The sequence below is a fragment of the Streptomyces anulatus genome, from assembly GCF_000721175.1.
In the GTDB taxonomy this organism is placed as follows: Bacteria; Actinomycetota; Actinomycetes; order Streptomycetales; family Streptomycetaceae; genus Streptomyces; species Streptomyces anulatus_C.
On record NZ_JOEZ01000065.1, the window covers coordinates 1 to 17,751 of the forward strand.

Consider the following 17,751-nt stretch of genomic DNA (forward strand, 5'->3'; position numbering starts at 1 on the left):
CCAGCAGTACCTCGACCAGCGCCAGATACCTCGGCCGAAGTCCTGGCGAACCCTGGGAGCCTGACCGGCACCTTCAAGATCCCCGACAGAGTCAAGCTAAGGGCTGTCCCGCAAAGACCCCTCACAGCTCCGGGAACGGCAGGGTGTCGTCCATCACCTGCAACAACTTCCGAGCAGGTGTCGCTTCCTCTGGCCGTACGGAGGAGGCGACGCCCTCGATGACTGACCGGCCTGCGCACACGGCTGTCCTTGAGGCCGTCTCCCAGCCGGTTTGCTGCCGGTAGCTCGCATCGTGCTTGCGGTCCTGGGTCGCCGCAGCGGCGGAGTGCCACTGGTCGGTCCGGTAGATGCTTCCCAGCAGGTCTAGCAACTCGGCCTTGCAAGCCACATGCGGGGACCCGGCCAGTTCGAGAAGGAACGGGACCGTGGGAGCTGTCGCCTCACCGACAACGAACCCCAGCGCGCAGATGGCATCGCCCAGGTCATCGATGGCGATGCGGGCCGTGTCCTCGTCCCCGTATGCGATCCGGGACAGCAGAGGGGGGATACCGCTGGCTGCGGCGCCCGTCGCGTCGCGCAGTTCTCCCCAGCGGACCCCGGAGAGGCTCCTCAACAGACTTCCCACGCCCTGCTCCTCATCAGATCCCGGTGCCGGCCCCGGCGGTGCCTTGAACATGGTGCAGCTATGGGTGAGGCCCTGGCCAGGCGACCTGTGACCGGGTGGTACAACAGGCCACCGGCTGGCGCCATGATCTTGCTGTGACTGGAGTGATCACGGCGTCGGCCTCGTCCTGGATAGCCCCGTTCACCGGGCTGAGCCCGCGCTGCTTCGGCAAGCTGGTGACCGCGCTGCGCCGCGAGGGAGCCGACGAGGTGCGGCGGGGCCGGCCGTGGGGGCTGCCGCTGGAGGACCGGGTGCTGCTGGTCACGACGTACTGGCGCACCAACTTGACTCTGCGCCAGCTTGCCCCGCTCTTCGGGGTATCGAAGTCCGCGGCCGACCGCGTCATCAGACACATCGGCCCCCTGCTCGCGCTCCGGCCGCGCAAGCGGTTCCACAGGAACACTGTGCTCATCGTGGACGGCACCCTGGTGCCCACCCGGGACCACACGGTGGCGGAGCAGTCCAAGAACTATCGGTACTCGACGAATCACCAGGTCGTGATCGACGCCGACACCCGCCTGGTGGTCGTGGTCGGTCGGCCGCTCGCCGGGAACCGCAACGACTGCAAGGCGTGGGAGGAATCTGGCGCCAAGGCCGCCGTCGGCAGGACCATGACGATCGCCGACGGCGGCTACCCGGGCACCGGACTTGTCATGCCTCACCGTCGGCGAAAGGGCGAAGAGCTGCCCGAGTGGAAGGAGGCGCACAACAAGTCCCACAAGCAGGTCCGTGCCCGCGTTGAGCACGTCTTCGCCCGGATGAAGACCTGGAAGATCCTCCGCGACTGCCGCCTCAAAGGCGACGGCGTCCACCACGCCATGCTCGGCATCGCCCGGATGCACAACCTCGCACTCGCCGGATAGACGAGCGGCGCACGACGGCCGGCCATGCCCGAGGCGACCCGGAGATCATTTGCGGGACAGCCCTTAATTGATCGTCGGAGCCGACTTCTCCCGGACAGTACCGCCGCAGGGTCCGCCGCGAGAGCAGCCGCGACTGAGGCGGGAGCCAGGGGGGCGTAGACCCTGGCTCGCAGCTCCTTCGCTGCGTGAGACACGCCGGTTACCTGCCGAGCCCCGGTCCGGTGGCGGGGGCCAGGGTGGCCGGTGCCGATGGTCCCGTGCCATTCCCGGGGCCGCTCGGGCTTCCTCCGGGCGCGAGAGCGGCAAGGACGAGGAAGATTAGCAGCAGGCCGCCGATCCCGGTGCCGGCCGCGGTTGCCTTGGGGGTGAGGGTGCGGTGGTGGCTGCGGACGCGGGTTCCGTCCGCGCGCTGGTAGCTGCGTACGCGGGTGGTGGGCCCGGCAGGGGGCGGGACGCTGCGGAGCGTGCCGGGGTGGGCGGTGGCCGTGCGGCGGGGTGCGGTGGTCGTGGTGGTGGTTCGGGGGCGGGTGCGGCGGTTGTGGGCCTTGACGTAGGTGCCGTCGGCACGGCGGTGTGCGCGGACGTGGGTCATGGTGAGGGTTCCTCGCGGGAGAGGGCCGGGGCCGGGGGCTCCCGGCGACCGTTCACGCTAGGCGGCACCACTGACAACGAACCTCCAACTCCGGTGCAAACAAATCGAGTTGGCGTTCGATGACGGCTTGATTCGTCCGCTCGTTTCCGGTCTCCCCTCCCCAATTCCTGATGCGCCGTCAAGGTCCGGTGGGACGATGGACGGTCGTTGTGGATCACGTCGAGTGGGGGCGCGGGTGCCGTGGGTCAGGCCGTACAAGCGGGCGGACGGAACGCAGGTCAGAGGCTATTCCCGGTGGGCACCGGGGGCGCGCCAGAATATGGCGGTGATCGTGCTGGTCGGGTTCGTCATCGTGGCCGGTGGGAACGGGAGCCCGTCGACGGGGCCTGACGGGAAGCCGTATCCCCGTCCGACGCGGGGGGTGTATCCGGTCAAGTTCCCCGGGTGGGAGAAACCGCGGCCGCTGCCGAAGCCGACGGTGTCCTACCCGATCCGCTTCCCCTCGCCCGAGGCCGGGCGGTGAGCGCCCGGCGATCTCCCGGGCGGCGGCCGCCCGCGCGGCGGCCACGCAAGCGGCGCCCCAGCAGAAGGAAGCGGCAGGAGGAGCAGCTCCTGGTCCTCGCAGGCGGCGGGGTCATGGCCGCCGCGGTGGTGTGGGCGGTGCTCTCCTGGCTGGTGGCGAACTGGTGGATCCTCATCGTGCTCGGCGCGGCCGCGGCCGTCGGCGGGGCGGTGTGGGTCCACCGCCTTCAGCAGCAGCGGGCCTGGGACCGCGTACGCCAGCAGGCCCTGCGCTACGGGCTGCCGCAGCTGGACGCCCTGCACCACCGGGACTTCGAATACGCGATCCGTGACCTGATGCTCCGCGACGGGTGCAGCGACGCCCGCCAGATCGGCGGGGCCGGCGACAACGGCGCCGACGTCCTGGCCACCGACCCCCTCGGCCGCACTTGGGTCATCCAGTGCAAGCACCGCAAGGACGGCGACCGCGGCTCCGCCGTCGGTACCCCCGACCTCCAGCGCGTCAACGGCACCGCCCGCCAGCTGTACGGCGCCGACGTCGTCCTGGTCGTCACCAACGGCCGGTTCTCCACCCGCTGCGCACCCCTCGCGGCGCAGCTGCACATGCACCTCGCCGACCGGCGCACCCTCGCCACCTGGGCCGGCGGCGGGCGGCCTCTGTGGGAACTCCTCCCGAAAATCCCCGCACCCCGCAGAAACCGCTAGACCGCCATGGAGGGACCGGTCGAACAGTGGCTGCCCTTCCGGGCGAACCGCGAGATCGTGATCAGCACTGGCTCAGGCGGGGCCGACCGGCCCCCCGTCCGCTGGGCCGGACGGCGCGGGTCCGGTGGCGGCGCAGGGCGCGGCTCTCGCTGGCTCCGCGCTGCTTGGCGGCCTCGCGGGCCTGGTTCAGGGCGATGCGGGCGAGGTCGGCGCCGGACAGTTCCGGAGCGGTGTCCTCGGGCTGGCTGGTGGGGGTGTCCACATCGGTCATGTCGGCCTCCTACCGGCGTCCATACGTCATCAGCGAGCTGCGGGCCCCGCAGGCGAGTTGCATGCCGCGGCGGACCAGGGCGGGACCGTAGAGCTGTTCGGCTTCCTCGCGGCCCAGGGTTTCGACGGCCACGGTGATCGGCGAGGTGTCGCCCATCATCAGCCGCTGACGGGCATCGTTGCGGGCCTGGACGATCTCCTCGTCCTGAAGGCCCTGCACCCCGGACCGGATGGGCATGCTCTCCGTGTCCGGAACCAAGTCCTGGTGGTCGGTCAGGGCTGCGCGGCCGCCGGTCGCCACCTCCCTGACCTTCGCGAACGCCGCCGCGACTTCCTGCTGGACGCGGTAGCTGGTCGGCCCGGTCCAGTCCCCGTCGTACCGCTCGGAGCGGGCACGGACCTGTTCGATGCGATGACGGCGCGCGGCTTCCTGGGAGCCGCGCAACTGCTCGATCGCATCGGCGCGCTTCACCGGGGTGTCGAGGACGGTCTCGGCACCGGCCAGCAGCACGGCGAGCAGGCCCGATCCCCGGCGGACCCTGGTCACTTCGCCGCGCATGTGGAGCCAGGCCCGGACGTCGGCCAGGGTCCATCCGGCATCGGCCACGTTCCGGGCTACCCAGGCGATGCGGGGCACCGCGCAGCCGCGCAGCCAGTCCAGCTCCAGGACGAGTTCCTTCGCCAGCTGGTAGCGCCGCCCGACCTTGTTCGGCTTCCTGCGGCCACCGGCCTGCTTCGTGGACTTCTTCGGGGTGGGGGACTTCGCTTCCCCGCTGGCGAGTTTGTCCTCAGGGGGGGAGTAAGTACGACCCGCAGAGAAGACAGCTGAGGTACCAACCTGCATTGGGGTGCAACGGACCTCACCGGAAACAGCCGTCACAGGACCCTGGTCAGCGCCCCTCCGGACACCCTTGCCCGAGGTCTTCGAGCCCGACTTCGACGCTGCTTTCGAGCGAGGCTTGCGTACCTTCCGGGCCGCCTTCCTCGCCAGCTTCGCCATCAGCTCCCGGCTGGTCTCCGCGATCCCGCACACCGCCCGCGTGTACTCCGGAGCCGTGTCGTCCCGCAGGACCGTACGGATTCCGAGCGCCGCGTCGAACTCCGGCGGCACCGTCAGCGCGAACTCCGAGGCCTGCGCCGCTGCACCGCGGATCCGGGTGCCCCGCACGACGTACGCGAGGAGTCCGGCCTCCCGCAGCATCCCCAGTTGATACTCCACCGTCCGCTCCGACAGCCCGGTGCGCCGCACCAGGTACTCGATCCCCGGACGGCAGGGGGAAAGCTGTGCGAGCTCCTGAGCGACGCGCACGGTCGTCGACCCAAGGGCACGCGGCCCGTGTGACCGGTGCCGCCGCGGCTTGTAGAGCCCGGACCCGGCGACCCAGTGGACCGCCTGCATCCAGGAGTAGCCCTCCAGCGCGACCCGGCCCGCCGTCGTCGACAGCCACTGGCGCGCCTCCGGCACGAACAACATCGGCAGCACGGAGACCGCGTGGCCGTCGGCTGACGGACGCGGGGCAGGAAGCAGTGCGGCGGTCGGTGCCGCCACAGCGCTCACTGGTCCACCGCGCCGGCAGCCGCCAACGCGCGAGAGACGGACGGGAAAGCACTCGGAAGGATGACGCTGCCGCGCCCGCAGAGCACGAACCCGGTGGTGACCTTGGTCACTCCGGAGCCGCTGCAAGGCGCGAGAACAGGCCGGAGGAGAGGTGTGCGGGCATGCCGATGCTGGCAGCCGCGCAAAACGTCGTGCACAATGACTCCCGTGACGCGGGGCCCGCCTCGTGGCACGACGAAACCCCTGTTGTGGGCTTCGGTTTCTGGTGAGAAACCTGATGTTGAACCGCTCGGCCGGCGCCAACCGGACGGGCAATCCCTTCGGGGAGCCCTGCAAGGCTCTCCGGTGTCAGATGGGCGTTCCGAACGAGGCGACTGCAATCACCTCGTGGCGGAGAGTCCCGGGGCGGCAGACCCGTATGGGTGCCGCCCCAGAAGGACCTACGTCATCCCGTCCCCCTCGTCAGAGGCGCGGTACGGGGCGTTTCCAGACTCAGACAGCACGAACACCCCGTCGAAGGACCAGCGACCGGCAAGGTCGGTGACCCCACGGCGGGGTGCGGTGTGTGCGCGTGCGGGGACGGGTACCCTGAACACGTCGCCACCTCCTGTCTCGTAGGAGTGAGCGGCTGGCCCAAGAACCTCTACCACAAGGTTCTTTGGCCTGAGTGGCCCCTCCCGGTTGCCAAGCCGGTCGACGGGGCCACTCCCATTTTGATCTACGCCAACCGCCACCCTACCGCTCCGGGTCGGTGCGCCCGGCGCTTGGGCACCACGTGTCGAATCCCCCGCGCACCCTGAGTTCTGATGCAGGATCACGACAACGCTGGGCGGGAAGCGGGCCGTCACCCCGGTCCTCCACCCATGTGTCCGCCTGGCCCGAAGCGCACGTGCGCCGCGGTCGCGTCGTCGGATCGCTTGAACCGCGGCCATCGCTCACCCACGGGGTCGGCGAGCTCGGCTTCCCGCGTGCGGGTGATCAAGGCCGACGGGCCCTCGGTGCAGAGCAGGTCGAGGAGTTGCTCCCAGCTGAGGGCGTCAAAGTTGTCAACGAGTTGACTCGCGCCGTCCGTGAGCAGGGCGGCCTGCCGGACTCGGGCCAAGTCGACGGTTCCCGTGATCGCCTCGTCGGCTGCGGCTGGGTTGGTGGCCGCGACCCAGTAGCCGCCAGGTCGGTTCCGGAGACGCCGTTGGACGGTGACGAGCGCGGAGACCCGGGCAGCGTGCTCGGGAGTTCCCGTCGGTCCTCGGAGCGCGGCGCGCATCTCCTCGCCAGCGACTTCTTCAACCCGCTTGTCGGTGACGGTCCGGACGCCCTCGTCGCCGAGGTCGAGCACCAGCACGTTGTCGGAGAGCACGAGGTAGTCGAGAACGTCTTCTCGTTCGCGGATCAACACAACGGTCGACGCCGGGACGGCGTCCTTGTCCAGAGCGCAGGTACCACGATGGAGGTCGTTCACCTCGGAGATGGCGGCTCGCAGCGCCTCGCGCAGCGTCACGCCGTTGTCGCCGATCAGGTTGAGCAGACTGGTGCCGAGCTGTCGTACGAACCATGGGGTGCTATGGATGCATCCCATGGGCAGATCCTTGGGTGCGGAAAGGCCGTCCAGCACGACGACTCCGGTGGGGCTGGCGTGGACTGTGTCCTCGTTGGCGACGCCTACACCTTGAACCGAGGCCATGGATACCTGCACGTCAGGACCCTTCCGGACGGTAGAAGGGAGTAATCCGCCCACTCTTGGTGATCTCCAGTGTTTCCGGGTCGAAGCGGCTGGAGATGGGGGTCGAGAATCGTCGCACCTTGAGCTCGCGGTGCACGGTGGCCAACTCGTGATTGAGCCAGTGGAGGACGCCACCGGAGCCACGGGCGTGGATGCCGGCGACGTAAAGGAAAGTGCCCTTGCCGTCGGGGCGAGGAAGCCGACCGAAGTACGCGACATCGCTGTTCTCGCCGCGATCCATGGGTGATAAGAGCACCTTCTGTGCTTGGCGCCAGGTCACTACCGACCCGGATCCTGGCGGACGATCCGCAGCAGCCGCTGCCCCTCATCGTCATCGAACTGCTGGCGCTGGTCGGCGTGGACTTCGCCGGGCGAGATCTGCCCACCCTCCCGCACCTGGAGGCGCAGCTCGCCTCCGCGCAGGAGCCGAGCACATGGCCCTCCTCCTCGGACGCCGTCGAAGACGCCCACCCGGGCTGGCGTCGGAGCACTGCGGCCTGGCATCTGCGGCAGGAGGGTGCTCAACGCTCCGGTGCCTCCGGCATCGAGGCTTGGCGGAAGACTGCTTCGGCCTCGTCGAAACGGCCCATCTCAGTCAGAAGGACCCCGAGGTTGTTCATGGCCTTTGGGTGTTTGGCGTCGGCGGCTTGGCGGTAGACGGCCTCGGCCTCCTTCCGGCGGCCCGCCTTGGCCAGCAGGTTGCCGAGGTTGAACATGGCCCTGGGGTGTTTGGCCTCGGCAGCTTGGAGGTAAGCGGCCTCGGCCTCGTCCGTACGGCCCGCGTCAGCCAACAGGACGCCGAGGTTGAACAGGGCTACGGGGTGACCGGCCTCGGCGGCCTGGCGGTAGACGGACTCGGCCTCTCCCCGGCGGCCCGTAGCAGCCAACAGAGCACCCAAGTTGACCATCGCGTCGGGGTGTGCGGCCTCGGCGGCTCGGCGGTAGACAGCCTCGGCCTCCTCCCGACGGCCAGCATCAGCCAACAGAATGCCGAGGTTGAACATGCCGTCGGTGTCACCAGCTTCAGCGGCCCGGCGGTAGAAGAGCTCGGCGATGCCCGGCGCCACATCGTGGGCATGGAGCCCAAGGCGCGTCAGGTCCTCACTGTCTGTGGTGTGCTGGAAGGCGGCGTGCCAGGTCGTGTCGGGGACGGGGGTGTGGGTGTGGTCGGTGAGGTAGTCGAAGACGTCCCAGGCGTTCGGATCCTGGGTAGGCACGAGCAGGCTCGTGGCGCCGTGACGGCGCCGGGTCGCCCATTCCAGGGCCGTGTCCAGTGATTCGGGGCGTAGGAGGGGGCCTCCCGCGGCGGCGAGGTACGGCTCGTGGGTGTCGGTGAGCAGGTTGAGGGGGTAGGGGGGGCGCAGTCCGGTGCGGGCCAGGTCGACGGCTGCCGCGATGAGGGCGGCCGCACGGGGCCGCCCGCCGGGGCGGGCGGCGCGGTGCCACTCCTGGAACAGGGCGGGCCCGGCGGCGAGGTACTCGGCGATCCCGTAGGGCCCGTGATGGGCTAGGGCGTCAGCGATCCGGTCGTCCTCCGCCTCACCGGCCCGTTCGAGTTCACAGGGGCTCCAGACCCGGTCGAGTTCCACGGGGTCCAGCTGCCGAAGCAACCGTGCTCCTGCGGTCGCTTCCCTGGCTTGCTCCGTTCCCGCCCCGTAGGTTCTCTCGGGGGCGGCGAAGATCTCAAACTGCTGGTGTCGCATGGTGGCAAGTACCGGGATGCGCAGGCGGACGAGTTCGGCGAGCAGTCCGGGCTCCAGTCCGTCGGGACCGAGATAGGTGTCCAGATCGTCCAACCACACCACGCACCGGGTGCCAGTGCGGTCGATCACCTCTACCGCGGTCATCAGGTCCAGGCCTCCCGCGGGAGCCACCACCCGGTACTCCGGCAGTTGTGCACGGAGCGCTTCGAAGCAGGCCCGCGTCTTGCCCGCAGTGGAGTCCCCCACCACCAGGACCAACCCACCCTCGGACGCGGCCCGCGTGAGCCTGGTGCGAATCAGTGAGTCCTGGTCCCGCGGAACGTAAGGGGGCACGGCGTCGCCGGAGTCGTCGGGGCGCGCCCGGTGAGCACCCGCCGCGAGCGCATCCCAGTTGCCGGCCGACGGCCAGCGGAGGGGATCCTGCAGATACGCGGGAATCTGCCGGCCTGCAGTGGTGAAGGTGATGGGACCGGAGATGGCCCGGGCCATAATCACGTTCTGCTGCTGGCCACCGGAGATGACGTTACGTGTCTCCGCCGCTTCCCTGCCGACGCCCACCCCGCACCCTCCCCCAGCTCAGCGCGCTACTTCCGGGCCCAGACCACATACTCCACGATTCAGGCCGGTGCCGCGGGCGAGGGCAGAGACTTCCCGGCCCTGCTTGCCCTGCGGCCGGCGCACTCACCGGGGGTTGTTCAGTTCGTCGGCCTCTGTCCGGCGCAGCAGCTCGCCCGCGTTCTTGAGGGCCATGACGACGCAGCTGCGCAAGCCGGGGTGGAACGGCATGGCGAGGGCGGCGATGGCTGCGGATTTCGGTATCGCGCTGTTGCGCAGATCGTCGATGACCCGGTTGAAGGCGTAGCCGAGCTGGTTGACGCCTGCGGCGATCGTCGGGCACGGCGCCCGGGCCTGGGAGGCGGCCCCGGAGCGCCGGGCTGGAGGGACTGCTGGCCAAGCGAGTCACGTCCCGTCTACGAGCCAAGGGCGCGGTCGAAGTCCTAGATCAGAATAGTCTCGCCGATGCCCTGGTCGGAGGGGGTTTCCGGGCACGGCCGGCCGGCAGGCCCGCCTGGTGCCTCCTGATCGGCGAGATGGACTACTGCAACTACGCGGGCAGCGTCGGCACCGGCTGGAGCCAGGCCGAGCGCACCCACCTCGCCGAGCTCCTCCCGGTGGCGGCAATCGCCACCTGCCCCTTCGCACAGATCCCGCCGGTGACCAGAGCGCGGTGGGTGCTCCCCCGACTCGTCGGCGAGGTCCGGTACTCAACCCGCACCCGCGCCGGATGCCTGCGCCACCCCTCCTGGCACCGCTACGCCCCGACCTCGCACCCGACCTGACTGCTCGGCCTCGCGGACAGTGCGGGCGGACGGGGCCTGGAGTCGCTTGCGGTAGGCGTAATAGGTGGAGGGGGCGATCTTGCAGTCGTGGTCGGTGAGCACGCGGCAGATCGGCTCGACACCGCCGAAGCGGGCCCGGTGCTCGTCGATGAACGCTACGAGCGTGTGTGTGGCCGGTCGAGCTCGGCCGCGAAGAAAGACGCCTTAGATTCAACCGGTCAAGGCAACGCTCTCGGCCGCTTCAGCTCGGCGATCTCTTACTTCATCGCCTTCTGCGCGGACTCCTCCGTAGTCGTCCCCGGGCGCTCCCCGGAGTCGACCTCATCGCGCTTCACCCAGTTCCGCAGGGTCTCGGCCGATGCCGATGCCCAGTTCCTGGGCGACCGCCCGCAGCGCGGCCGACTCGTTCGGATAGTCACCACGGACCTCGGCGACCATACGGACCGCTCGTTTGCGCAGCTCAACGGGATAGGAGGAGGGACGTGCCATGACTCAATCCCTTCACGGAATCGAGTCTCCACCGAACCCGGAACAGTTCACCGTTCGCCATGTGAAGTGCTCAGGGTGCGGCCGTGCCCGTGATCAGTCGGTCAGCGGGCCAAGCGACAGCTCGTGTACGGCCCGTGCCACAGCCTCGCCAGGAGTAGTGAACAGGCCGGGATCCGAAGTCAGGAACCCTCTGCTCACCCCAAACGTGCCGTCGCTGTTCGCCGTCAGGCACGGTCCCGTCGGGTTCAGGTCCGGGCGCGTGGTGGTCGAGAAGCGCAGCGCCCAATGGCTGGTGAACGGATGCAGGCTGCGCAAGACCGACTCGGCGTACGCGGCCTCAATCAAGTTCCGGTAGGCGGGTGCCCAGGGGTAGGGCAGTTCGCTCGCCTCCAGGCGAAGGTGCTGCCACTCGCTTTCCGACCGGCGCTCCGGGTCGGGGCCGGGCAGCTCGAAGCGGCCGGCCGTGTGGTCATGCACAGTGCTCTACCTCTCCCGCAGGTCGTATGGGTTGATCTCCTCCTACCGATCGTCGGACTCGTCCCGGCCAAAGCTCTCCTCCCAGCGCTCCGGCCAGTTCGCTGGTCCGCCGACTCGGAACCGATAATTACGCACGCACCTGCTTGCCGTGCATGCCTGAACAGCCCGCGAATATCCGTCAGGCGCGTACACCTCGGATTGCTCGGGCCGCCGCCCCCGTCCGGCGGCCGGGAGCCTGTCTCCCCGGTGGTGTTGGTCAGGCGCTGAGCATCGGGTGCGTCTCAAGCAGCGTCTCGGACACACCGAAGGCGCGGGTGAGGGTCAGCGCGTGCGGTTCCAGGAAGCCGAGGACCGCGTCGACCGTATCGGGTAGGTCCTCGACCTGATCGGCCGTCAACCGCCCTCGTGCCAGCAGGTCTCCGCTGTGCGCGGCGACCCGGCGCAGGGCGAACAGGGCATGCAGCCTGCGCAGCAGGTCCGCCGGGAGTCCGGAGGGAACTTGATCAGCGGCGGTCAGCAGGGACTCAGCGGCGAGCCGGTGGACGTGGGCGTCGGCCAGCGCCACGGCGGGCGTCACCGTCGCGTTCCAGCGGGCCAGCGGGGACGCGGCGCGCTGGCGGAGCCGGGCTTTCGCACGGGTGTGGGAGATGCGCTCGATGTCGGCCAGGAGGTCCTGGAGGAACTGGGGGTCGGTCAGCTCCCGGTCCTCGGGCGAGAGCTCGCTCTCCGGCTTGAGGTCGATACCGCCGAGCAGCATCTCACCCCCGGCCTTCTGCATGATCACCGCGTTGTCGCCCTCGGCCGTGATCGTGCCCTCGATGGAGGCGAGCTGGAGCGCGATGCCGTTCGCCTGGATCAGGCCCTGGGCGCCGCACCGCTCGCGGCACTCCGTCATGACCGCCCGGGACTTCCAGGTGATCCATGCCTTGCTGATCGCCGTCAGCCGCTCGTACGTCTCCCGCTCCTCGCCGGTGGCCCGGTCCCACTGCCGCACGACCGACCGCTGGAGCAGCGTGGCGGCGTAGGTCGTCGCCACGGCGTCGAGCAGGGGCGTGTGGTGGCCGCGGTGGGCGATCAGCGGCACGCGCTGGCCATTCGTCATGCCCGAGGTGACCCGGGTGTGGGCGTAGCGCATGGCGACGTCGAGAGCGTGCCGCATGACGCCGAGGCTGTGGGCGGTCATGCAGAGTTTGCCCATCGTGACCCGTCCGATGGACTGGAGGAACCGCCGGCGGGGACTTCCGAGCTCGCTGGTGAACTCACCGCCCGGGGTGAGGTGGCCGTGGTCGCCCTGGAGGAGAGCGCTGAAGGGGAGGCGGACACGGTGGAACGTCGTGGCGCAGTGGTCGACGGGGCTGCTGGCCGTCTGGGGCAGCGGCCGCACCTCCACACCCGGCAACGGGTTGCCGTCGCTGTCGCTGAGCGGCACCAGGAACAGGAAGACGCCGTGGTCGGTGCCGTCGACGATCAGGCGGGCAGCGACGACGGCCCCCTTCGCCCCTCCGGCCGGGCCGGTGTTCGGCATGAACTTCTGCGCCCCCGCGTGCGGGGTGTTGAGGACGAATTCGCGCGCCGCCCGGTCGTATGTCGCCGTGGTCTCCATATGCGCGGCATCGTTGCCATGGGCAACCTCGGTACAGAGGAAGGTCCCGATGCGGTCCGCGCGGACGTACTCGCTCAGGTCGCGGCCGGCCGCCTCGTGGTCCACCAGGCTGCCGAGGAACAAGTTGTAGTGGATGGCGACGATCGTGGCCATGCCCGGGTCCACCGCACCGGCCCACTCGTGGATGGCGGTGAGCTCGACCGGATCGCTCGCCAGGACCTGCGGAGCCTCCACGGCCTCGTTGACCAGCCGGAGCCGCTCGTAGCTCAGCGCTATTCGTTCTCGGTGGGTCAGCCCCTCCTCGAAACGGAACGGGTCCGAGCTGAACAGGCGCTTCCATCGGTCGTGAGTCGTGCCCAGCTGACCGGCGAACAGAACGTCGGCGAGCGCGGCGGAGACAGGGGCGGCGGAGACGGATGCGGAATCCGGAATCTGAGAGACAGTCACACTTGAGAAAACTAGCCTGATCGATCACCTCTGGCGGAGTGAGGATCAACACGATTGAGCTGGGCGAAAACACGGTAGGTGCCCGCTCCGTCACTTGCTTCCACCTGCTCGGGCCACCCGGAACGATCATGATCAGGGCACGAGCGGGCCGATCCGGCCCGAAACGCAGCAGGGCCGCTCCGCACGCCCGGGAGCGGGGTGCAAAGCGGCCCATCGTCGTGTCAGGGTGCGGCGCCACGGAGCGCCATGGGTTTCACAAGGTCAGCCGGGTTATGGGGTCCGTTTGCCGTCGCCAGCGTGGTGCTGACGGTGGCCGTCGGAGCGCACGAAGCGAAAGTTGTCCCGCTCGTCCGTGCCGCCGTCTCGCCAGGATCCGCTGCGGTGAGGTGTGGGCGCTGGGCCGCAGCCAGCAGGTGAGGTCGGCGGCCGGGACCAGCCGGCCGTCCGCTGATCGCGGCAGGGGCACCGCGGCCAGGGCCCGTCGCAGCCGGGCCACATCGGAGCCCTTAGTGATCGTTTCAGAATGAGTTGAGCCGCGGGTCTTGCATTCGCCGATCTTGGTCGGCAGGGTGTCCGGGTGCGTGCTGATCTTGTTTCGGACGACCTGTGAGAGCGGGTGGCCCCGCTGCTGCCACCCGCTTCCGAACGGCGCCGCCGGCATCCCGGGCGGTTGCGTGTTCCTGACCGAACAGCACTTGCCGGAGTCCTGTTCGTGCTGCGGACCGGTGTCGCTTGGCGGGACGTCCCGGCGAAGACCGTGGGCTGTTCCGGGGTGACGGCCTGGCGTCGGTTGCGGGACTGGCTGGACGGAGGCTGGCGTGTGGCCGCGCCTGCATGCAGCCCTGCTGACCGAGCTGCGCCGCGCCGGTCCGCTGGACGTGGACGACTGCTCCGTGGACGGGTCGCACGTCCGGGCCCTCAAAGGGGGGACCACGTCGCCCCCTCACCCGTCGACCGCGCCCGCCCCGGTTCGAAGCACCACCTGATCCTCGACCGCCACGGAATCCCGCACAACCGCCCTACTACACCGGCAAGAACCCCGCCTACCAGTACAGCGTCTGGGAACACCACGCCCCGCTCTTCCAGATGATCGGAGTGCTGGCGCTGCCGGTGCAGCCCGTGGCCCAGCGGCTACGTCTGCACGTGGAGCGGTCGTGGGACGGGCTGGACGAGCTCGACGTCGTACTGTTCCGGCTGAAGGGATTCAGCTTCGCGATCAGCAAGCACGACGGCAATCCGGTGGGCGTCTCGTATGTCTGGCTGACCGAGCCGCATGAGCAAGCCGACAAGGCCCTGGACACCCTCCTGGAGGTCGTCGGGATCGGGGAGGACGCCGTCGCGTTCCGCGGAGACGCTCACGAGGACCCAGCAGAGCGGCTCGCCACAGCGCACGAGGCCGGCTCTCCGGATGAAGCCACTGACGTCACCTTGCCGGCCTCTCGATGGGCAAGGTTCCGGCGGGCGATCGGCAGGGCCCAGTAGGCACCTCCGCCGCTTGACCACGATCATTGGGAATCAGTCACGGTCGTCCCGTGAGACTGAGCGCGATATCGAACGCTTCGATGGGTCAGCAGTCCTCGGCAAGAGATGAGCCCGTCGGCGTAGATGAACAGGTCGGCAAGGAAGACTGATTACGCCGTTATCAGTGTCGGGTCGGTCGGATGGGGCGCTACCTCGGCTGAAAGCGCACTGAGCAGGCAGGGCGGCGCTCTGGCTGACGATGCAGCTCTCGTGCTTGCGGGGCTCCGCCTGCCCTGTGGGAGCTGTGCTGTCAGGTTGCCCGTCTCGCTCAAGGTGAACCATGTCGGTGCTGCGACCAGTGGTGGTTCAGATGGAGCGAGACGGAGGCGCGCGGTTGGGGCCCGCTCAATCTGAGTTCTGAGCGTCAGGGCTGGCCTCGCGTTCGGCGGCGAACTCGTCGAGAAGCTGGAACAGGATCTCGATCGCGTGCTTCTCGTCCTCGGGCGGCAGGTCGGCGATGTTGTTCCAGCCCTCTGGGAGCGCGATATGCAGAATCTGTCCTGGATGCGGCCACTGCTGGCGACAAGCCACTCGTGCCAGCCTGTAAGTCCCTGTCCGCCGTGGCGCATCGCGTGCTGGTCGTAGCCGGTGAGGAAGGCGGTCAGCTGGTGGAACGACGAGGCTGTGCCGACGAACATGCCGGGACGCCGGCCGACGCAGGCGGAGTACTCGCGCTCGCTCATCTCCCTGATCGGCCAGTCCGGCTGCGCACCCCGCAGATGCCGACGGTCGTTCCGGAGCTATCCGAGGGCCAGGTGGACCAGGACGCAAGACCAGTTGGCTCAGATCGACCGAGACTGGCTCACTTTCAGAAACAGGTCATCAGGATGCGGGACCGCCACGCACGTTGAGCAGGGGGTTGGTCCCATTTCGGTCTTAGGTTAGTAAGCTGACCTCATGGTCACTCCAAGTACTGCCGGAGACAGAGAGAAGGTCGTCTCCAAGCTGCCGTCCTGGCTGCGCCAGGACCTCAAGGTCCGTGCCGCGGAACTCGGCATCGACATCCAGGACGCTGTATCCGCCGGCATCACCACCTGGCGCGAACCAGCGTCCGCCGGCTGTCCTTCTGTCGACACCTCAGGCTCCAGTTCCTTCTCCACCTGGCTCCCGCCGGGTCAGTGGGAAGAGCTCAAGAGCACCTGCTACGAACGCGACGGCATGCCGTTCGTTCAAGGCCTCGCACAGTCGGTGCAGACCTGGCTGCGGGCCAATCCCTCCCCCAGGCACCGTCCCGTCACAGGCATCGTCCAGCGCAAGGTCGTCATAAACCAGAAGGGCGGTGTAGGGAAAACTGCTGTCGCCGCAGGTGTGGCGCAGGCGCTGGCCGAGGATGGCATGCGAGTGCTGCTGGTGGACTACGACCCGCAAGGGCACCTCAGCGACCAGCTCGGTGTGGAGCAGCTCCCCCCGGGAACGGACAGCTTGGTGCTGCACATGTGCGGCGAAAGCAAGGGTCAGCTGAAGGACCTGGTCGTCACGATCGAGTCCCCTCGCTTCGAGAAGCGCCTTCATGTGCTGCCGGCCTGCCCAGACGGGTTCCTTCTCGACGCGAAGATCGCGGTCGCGCGGATGCGGAACAAGGAAGCCGCGCTGGAGCGGGCCCTGCAGCCGCTGGAGAAGGACTTCGACGCGGTCGTGATCGACTGCCCGCCGAGTCTGGGCATGGCCACCGACGCAGCGATCTACTACGGGCGGCGCCGACAGGGAGAAGCCGAAGGGATCTCCGGCATGGTCATCCCCGTTCTGGCGGAGGACTCGTCGGCGACGGCCTACGCCATGCTGGCCGACCAGATCGAGTCCCTCCGCGACGACCTGAGCCTTGAGATCGAATACCTCGGGCTCGTGGTGAACCTCTACGACAGCAGGCGCGGCGTCGTCGCCACGTCCTCCCTCCGGGAGTGGCGCAACCTCGGGGACCCGAAGGTACTCGCGGTGATCGGCGATCTCAAAGAACAGCGAGAAGCCGTGCGTAAGCGGATGCCGCTGCTGGAACACGCCCCCCACTGTGACCAGTCGACCGGCATGCGAGAGATCGCGAGGCAGATTTCATGAGCTCCAAGGAAGACCAGTTGGGTGCATCGTCGTCGTTCGCCCGGGCCGGGAAGGCCCGCAGCGTCCGGCGCCAGCTGACCGACCAGGCTTTCGGAACCGTCGACCCCAGTGAACTGCCGCCCGCCGCGATCAGCGCCAACCCCGACAACCCCCGGGAGACCTTGGGCGATGTCTCCGGCATGGCCGCCAGCCTCAGCGAGATCGGACAGATCCAGTCGATCACTGTCGCGTCCATCGAGGCGTACCTGCGGGACCGCCCCGAGCGCGCCGAGGAAATCGAACCGGGAGCGAGCTACGTCGTCGTGGACGGGCACCGTCGCCTCGCGGGCGCCCGGGCGGCGGGACTCGCGACGATAAAGGTCACCGTCGACGACGCGCGAGTCACCACGGACGAGGCTCTCCTGGAGTCCGCGTTCGTCGCGAACGCCCAGCGGGAGAACCTCTCCGATCTGGAAGAAGCCGCAGCGCTGAAGACCTTGGTGGCGTTCTACGGCTCCCAGCACAAGGCAGCCAAGAGGCTCGGCGTCACCCAGCCCTACATCTCACAGCGCCTGTCCCTGCTGGAACTGACTCCCGAGCTCCAGGCAGATCTGGAGGCCGGCCGGCGCAAGGTCGAGCACGTGCGCGGGCTGGCCAAGCACGCGCCGCAGGAGCAGCGCGCTGTGGCAGACGCGCGGGCTGAACAGGCCGCCGCGAAGAAAGGAAAGCGGGGCGCGCCTTCTCCTCAGCCGCCCGCTGATAACGCCGTAATCGCCCCCGAGCAGCCCCAGGCGCAGAGTCGGCAGGACTCCCCCACTGATTACGCCGTTATCAGCAAGCCCACCGAGGCGCGAACGGCCACGGCCGTACACACGGAGCCGTCGACTGATAACGCCGTAATCAGTCCCGCCAGGGACGAGGCCCCCCCGGAGCGCCTCCCGTGGCACAGCCCGCACGCGCTGAACAGACTGGCCCGCCAGCACATGACCGCCGAGGACCGGCGCACCCTCGCCAAACTTCTCACCCAGGAGTGAGATCACGCGGAAGCGTCCCGCCCCTGCTGACGAGGCACGGCCGGGACGCTCACCGCCGCCCTACCGCTCTACCACCGAACACCCCGACAACCTGCTCCACAAGGAGGCTCCCACGTGGCCGCGATGCAGCTGACACGCACGCACCGCATACTCATCGGGGTCGTCATCGCCGGTGCGGTGCTCATCGCCGCGATCGGTTTCGCGGGTTCCTA

General features: G+C 68.9%; 17 protein-coding genes and 2 pseudogenes. 7 read left to right on the forward strand and 12 right to left on the reverse strand.

Going from position 1 to position 17,751, the window contains the following annotated elements:
• Positions 1 to 121: 121 nt before the first annotated feature.
• Complete coding sequence (locus IG90_RS0137745) at positions 122 to 625, reverse strand: hypothetical protein (RefSeq protein ID WP_030595449.1); 504 nt, start codon at positions 623 to 625, stop codon at positions 122 to 124.
• Between the two features lie 134 nt (positions 626 to 759).
• Between IG90_RS0137745 and IG90_RS0137750 the strand changes: the two genes are divergently transcribed.
• Complete coding sequence (locus IG90_RS0137750) at positions 760 to 1,527, forward strand: IS5/IS1182 family transposase (protein WP_030595453.1); 768 nt, start codon at positions 760 to 762, stop codon at positions 1,525 to 1,527.
• A gap of 199 nt (positions 1,528 to 1,726) precedes the next feature.
• On the opposite strand, the gene IG90_RS44580 is transcribed toward IG90_RS0137750, so the two are convergent.
• Entirely contained in the window at positions 1,727 to 2,119 is a 393-nt protein-coding gene (locus IG90_RS44580) for a hypothetical protein (protein WP_030595463.1), read from the reverse strand.
• 636 nt (positions 2,120 to 2,755) lie between these two features.
• Here IG90_RS44580 and IG90_RS0137765 point away from each other — a divergent pair.
• Complete coding sequence (locus tag IG90_RS0137765) at positions 2,756 to 3,346, forward strand: restriction endonuclease (protein WP_233436219.1); 591 nt, start codon at positions 2,756 to 2,758, stop codon at positions 3,344 to 3,346.
• Between the two features lie 61 nt (positions 3,347 to 3,407).
• Here IG90_RS0137765 and IG90_RS0137770 read toward each other — a convergent pair whose 3' ends face one another.
• The 6 genes from IG90_RS0137770 to IG90_RS0137795 all read right to left on the reverse strand — a co-directional run bounded on the left by IG90_RS0137770 (position 3,408) and on the right by IG90_RS0137795 (position 9,155).
• Positions 3,408 to 3,617, reverse strand: coding sequence for a DciA family protein (locus tag IG90_RS0137770; protein ID WP_030595473.1), 210 nt, complete (start codon positions 3,615 to 3,617; stop codon positions 3,408 to 3,410).
• Positions 3,618 to 3,626: 9 nt separating this feature from the next.
• Positions 3,627 to 5,174, reverse strand: a complete 1,548-nt coding sequence (locus IG90_RS0137775) for a helix-turn-helix domain-containing protein (RefSeq protein ID WP_030595475.1) — start codon at positions 5,172 to 5,174, stop codon at positions 3,627 to 3,629.
• An 844-nt stretch (positions 5,175 to 6,018) separates the two neighbouring features.
• Positions 6,019 to 6,750: an integrase gene (locus IG90_RS0137780; protein WP_157846409.1), complete on the reverse strand. Its 732-nt coding sequence runs from the start codon at positions 6,748 to 6,750 to the stop codon at positions 6,019 to 6,021.
• Between the two features lie 118 nt (positions 6,751 to 6,868).
• On the reverse strand, positions 6,869 to 7,135 hold the full coding sequence (locus IG90_RS0137785) for a hypothetical protein (RefSeq protein ID WP_051860454.1): 267 nt from the start codon (positions 7,133 to 7,135) through the stop codon (positions 6,869 to 6,871).
• A gap of 38 nt (positions 7,136 to 7,173) precedes the next feature.
• A complete protein-coding gene (locus tag IG90_RS44585) occupies positions 7,174 to 7,365 on the reverse strand; it encodes a hypothetical protein (RefSeq protein WP_157846408.1) in 192 nt (63 codons plus the stop codon).
• Between the two features lie 50 nt (positions 7,366 to 7,415).
• Positions 7,416 to 9,155, reverse strand: a complete 1,740-nt coding sequence (locus IG90_RS0137795; protein WP_051870777.1) for a tetratricopeptide repeat protein — start codon at positions 9,153 to 9,155, stop codon at positions 7,416 to 7,418.
• A 304-nt stretch (positions 9,156 to 9,459) separates the two neighbouring features.
• Here IG90_RS0137795 and IG90_RS47300 point away from each other — a divergent pair.
• Positions 9,460 to 10,035: pseudogene (locus tag IG90_RS47300) on the forward strand (ATP dependent DNA ligase); the annotation flags it as partial.
• A 223-nt stretch (positions 10,036 to 10,258) separates the two neighbouring features.
• Here the strand turns inward: IG90_RS47300 and IG90_RS44590 are convergent.
• From IG90_RS44590 to IG90_RS0137820, 3 genes are all read right to left on the reverse strand, one after another.
• Complete coding sequence (locus IG90_RS44590) at positions 10,259 to 10,426, reverse strand: hypothetical protein (RefSeq protein ID WP_157846410.1); 168 nt, start codon at positions 10,424 to 10,426, stop codon at positions 10,259 to 10,261.
• 93 nt (positions 10,427 to 10,519) lie between these two features.
• On the reverse strand, positions 10,520 to 10,903 hold the full coding sequence (locus IG90_RS0137815; RefSeq protein WP_051860458.1) for a DUF6193 family natural product biosynthesis protein: 384 nt from the start codon (positions 10,901 to 10,903) through the stop codon (positions 10,520 to 10,522).
• 256 nt (positions 10,904 to 11,159) lie between these two features.
• Positions 11,160 to 12,953 (reverse strand): acyl-CoA dehydrogenase family protein, encoded by a 1,794-nt coding sequence (locus IG90_RS0137820; RefSeq protein ID WP_030595489.1) that lies wholly within the window; start codon positions 12,951 to 12,953, stop codon positions 11,160 to 11,162.
• A gap of 616 nt (positions 12,954 to 13,569) precedes the next feature.
• Between IG90_RS0137820 and IG90_RS43105 the strand changes: the two are divergent.
• Together IG90_RS43105 and IG90_RS0137830 are read left to right on the forward strand one after the other, a co-directional pair.
• A pseudogene (locus IG90_RS43105) lies at positions 13,570 to 13,962 on the forward strand (transposase); the annotation flags it as partial.
• A 77-nt stretch (positions 13,963 to 14,039) separates the two neighbouring features.
• Positions 14,040 to 14,435, forward strand: a complete 396-nt coding sequence (locus IG90_RS0137830; protein WP_233436224.1) for a hypothetical protein — start codon at positions 14,040 to 14,042, stop codon at positions 14,433 to 14,435.
• Between the two features lie 384 nt (positions 14,436 to 14,819).
• Here IG90_RS0137830 and IG90_RS46520 read toward each other — a convergent pair whose 3' ends face one another.
• Complete coding sequence (locus IG90_RS46520) at positions 14,820 to 15,005, reverse strand: hypothetical protein (RefSeq protein ID WP_233436223.1); 186 nt, start codon at positions 15,003 to 15,005, stop codon at positions 14,820 to 14,822.
• Between the two features lie 366 nt (positions 15,006 to 15,371).
• Between IG90_RS46520 and IG90_RS0137840 the strand changes: the two genes are divergently transcribed.
• Positions 15,372 to 16,526 (forward strand): ParA family protein, encoded by a 1,155-nt coding sequence (locus tag IG90_RS0137840; RefSeq protein ID WP_030595494.1) that lies wholly within the window; start codon positions 15,372 to 15,374, stop codon positions 16,524 to 16,526.
• Positions 16,523 to 17,539, forward strand: coding sequence for a ParB/RepB/Spo0J family partition protein (locus tag IG90_RS0137845; protein WP_030595496.1), 1,017 nt, complete (start codon positions 16,523 to 16,525; stop codon positions 17,537 to 17,539). The genes IG90_RS0137840 and IG90_RS0137845 overlap by 4 nt, the downstream gene beginning before the upstream one ends.
• Positions 17,540 to 17,751: the final 212 nt, after the last annotated feature.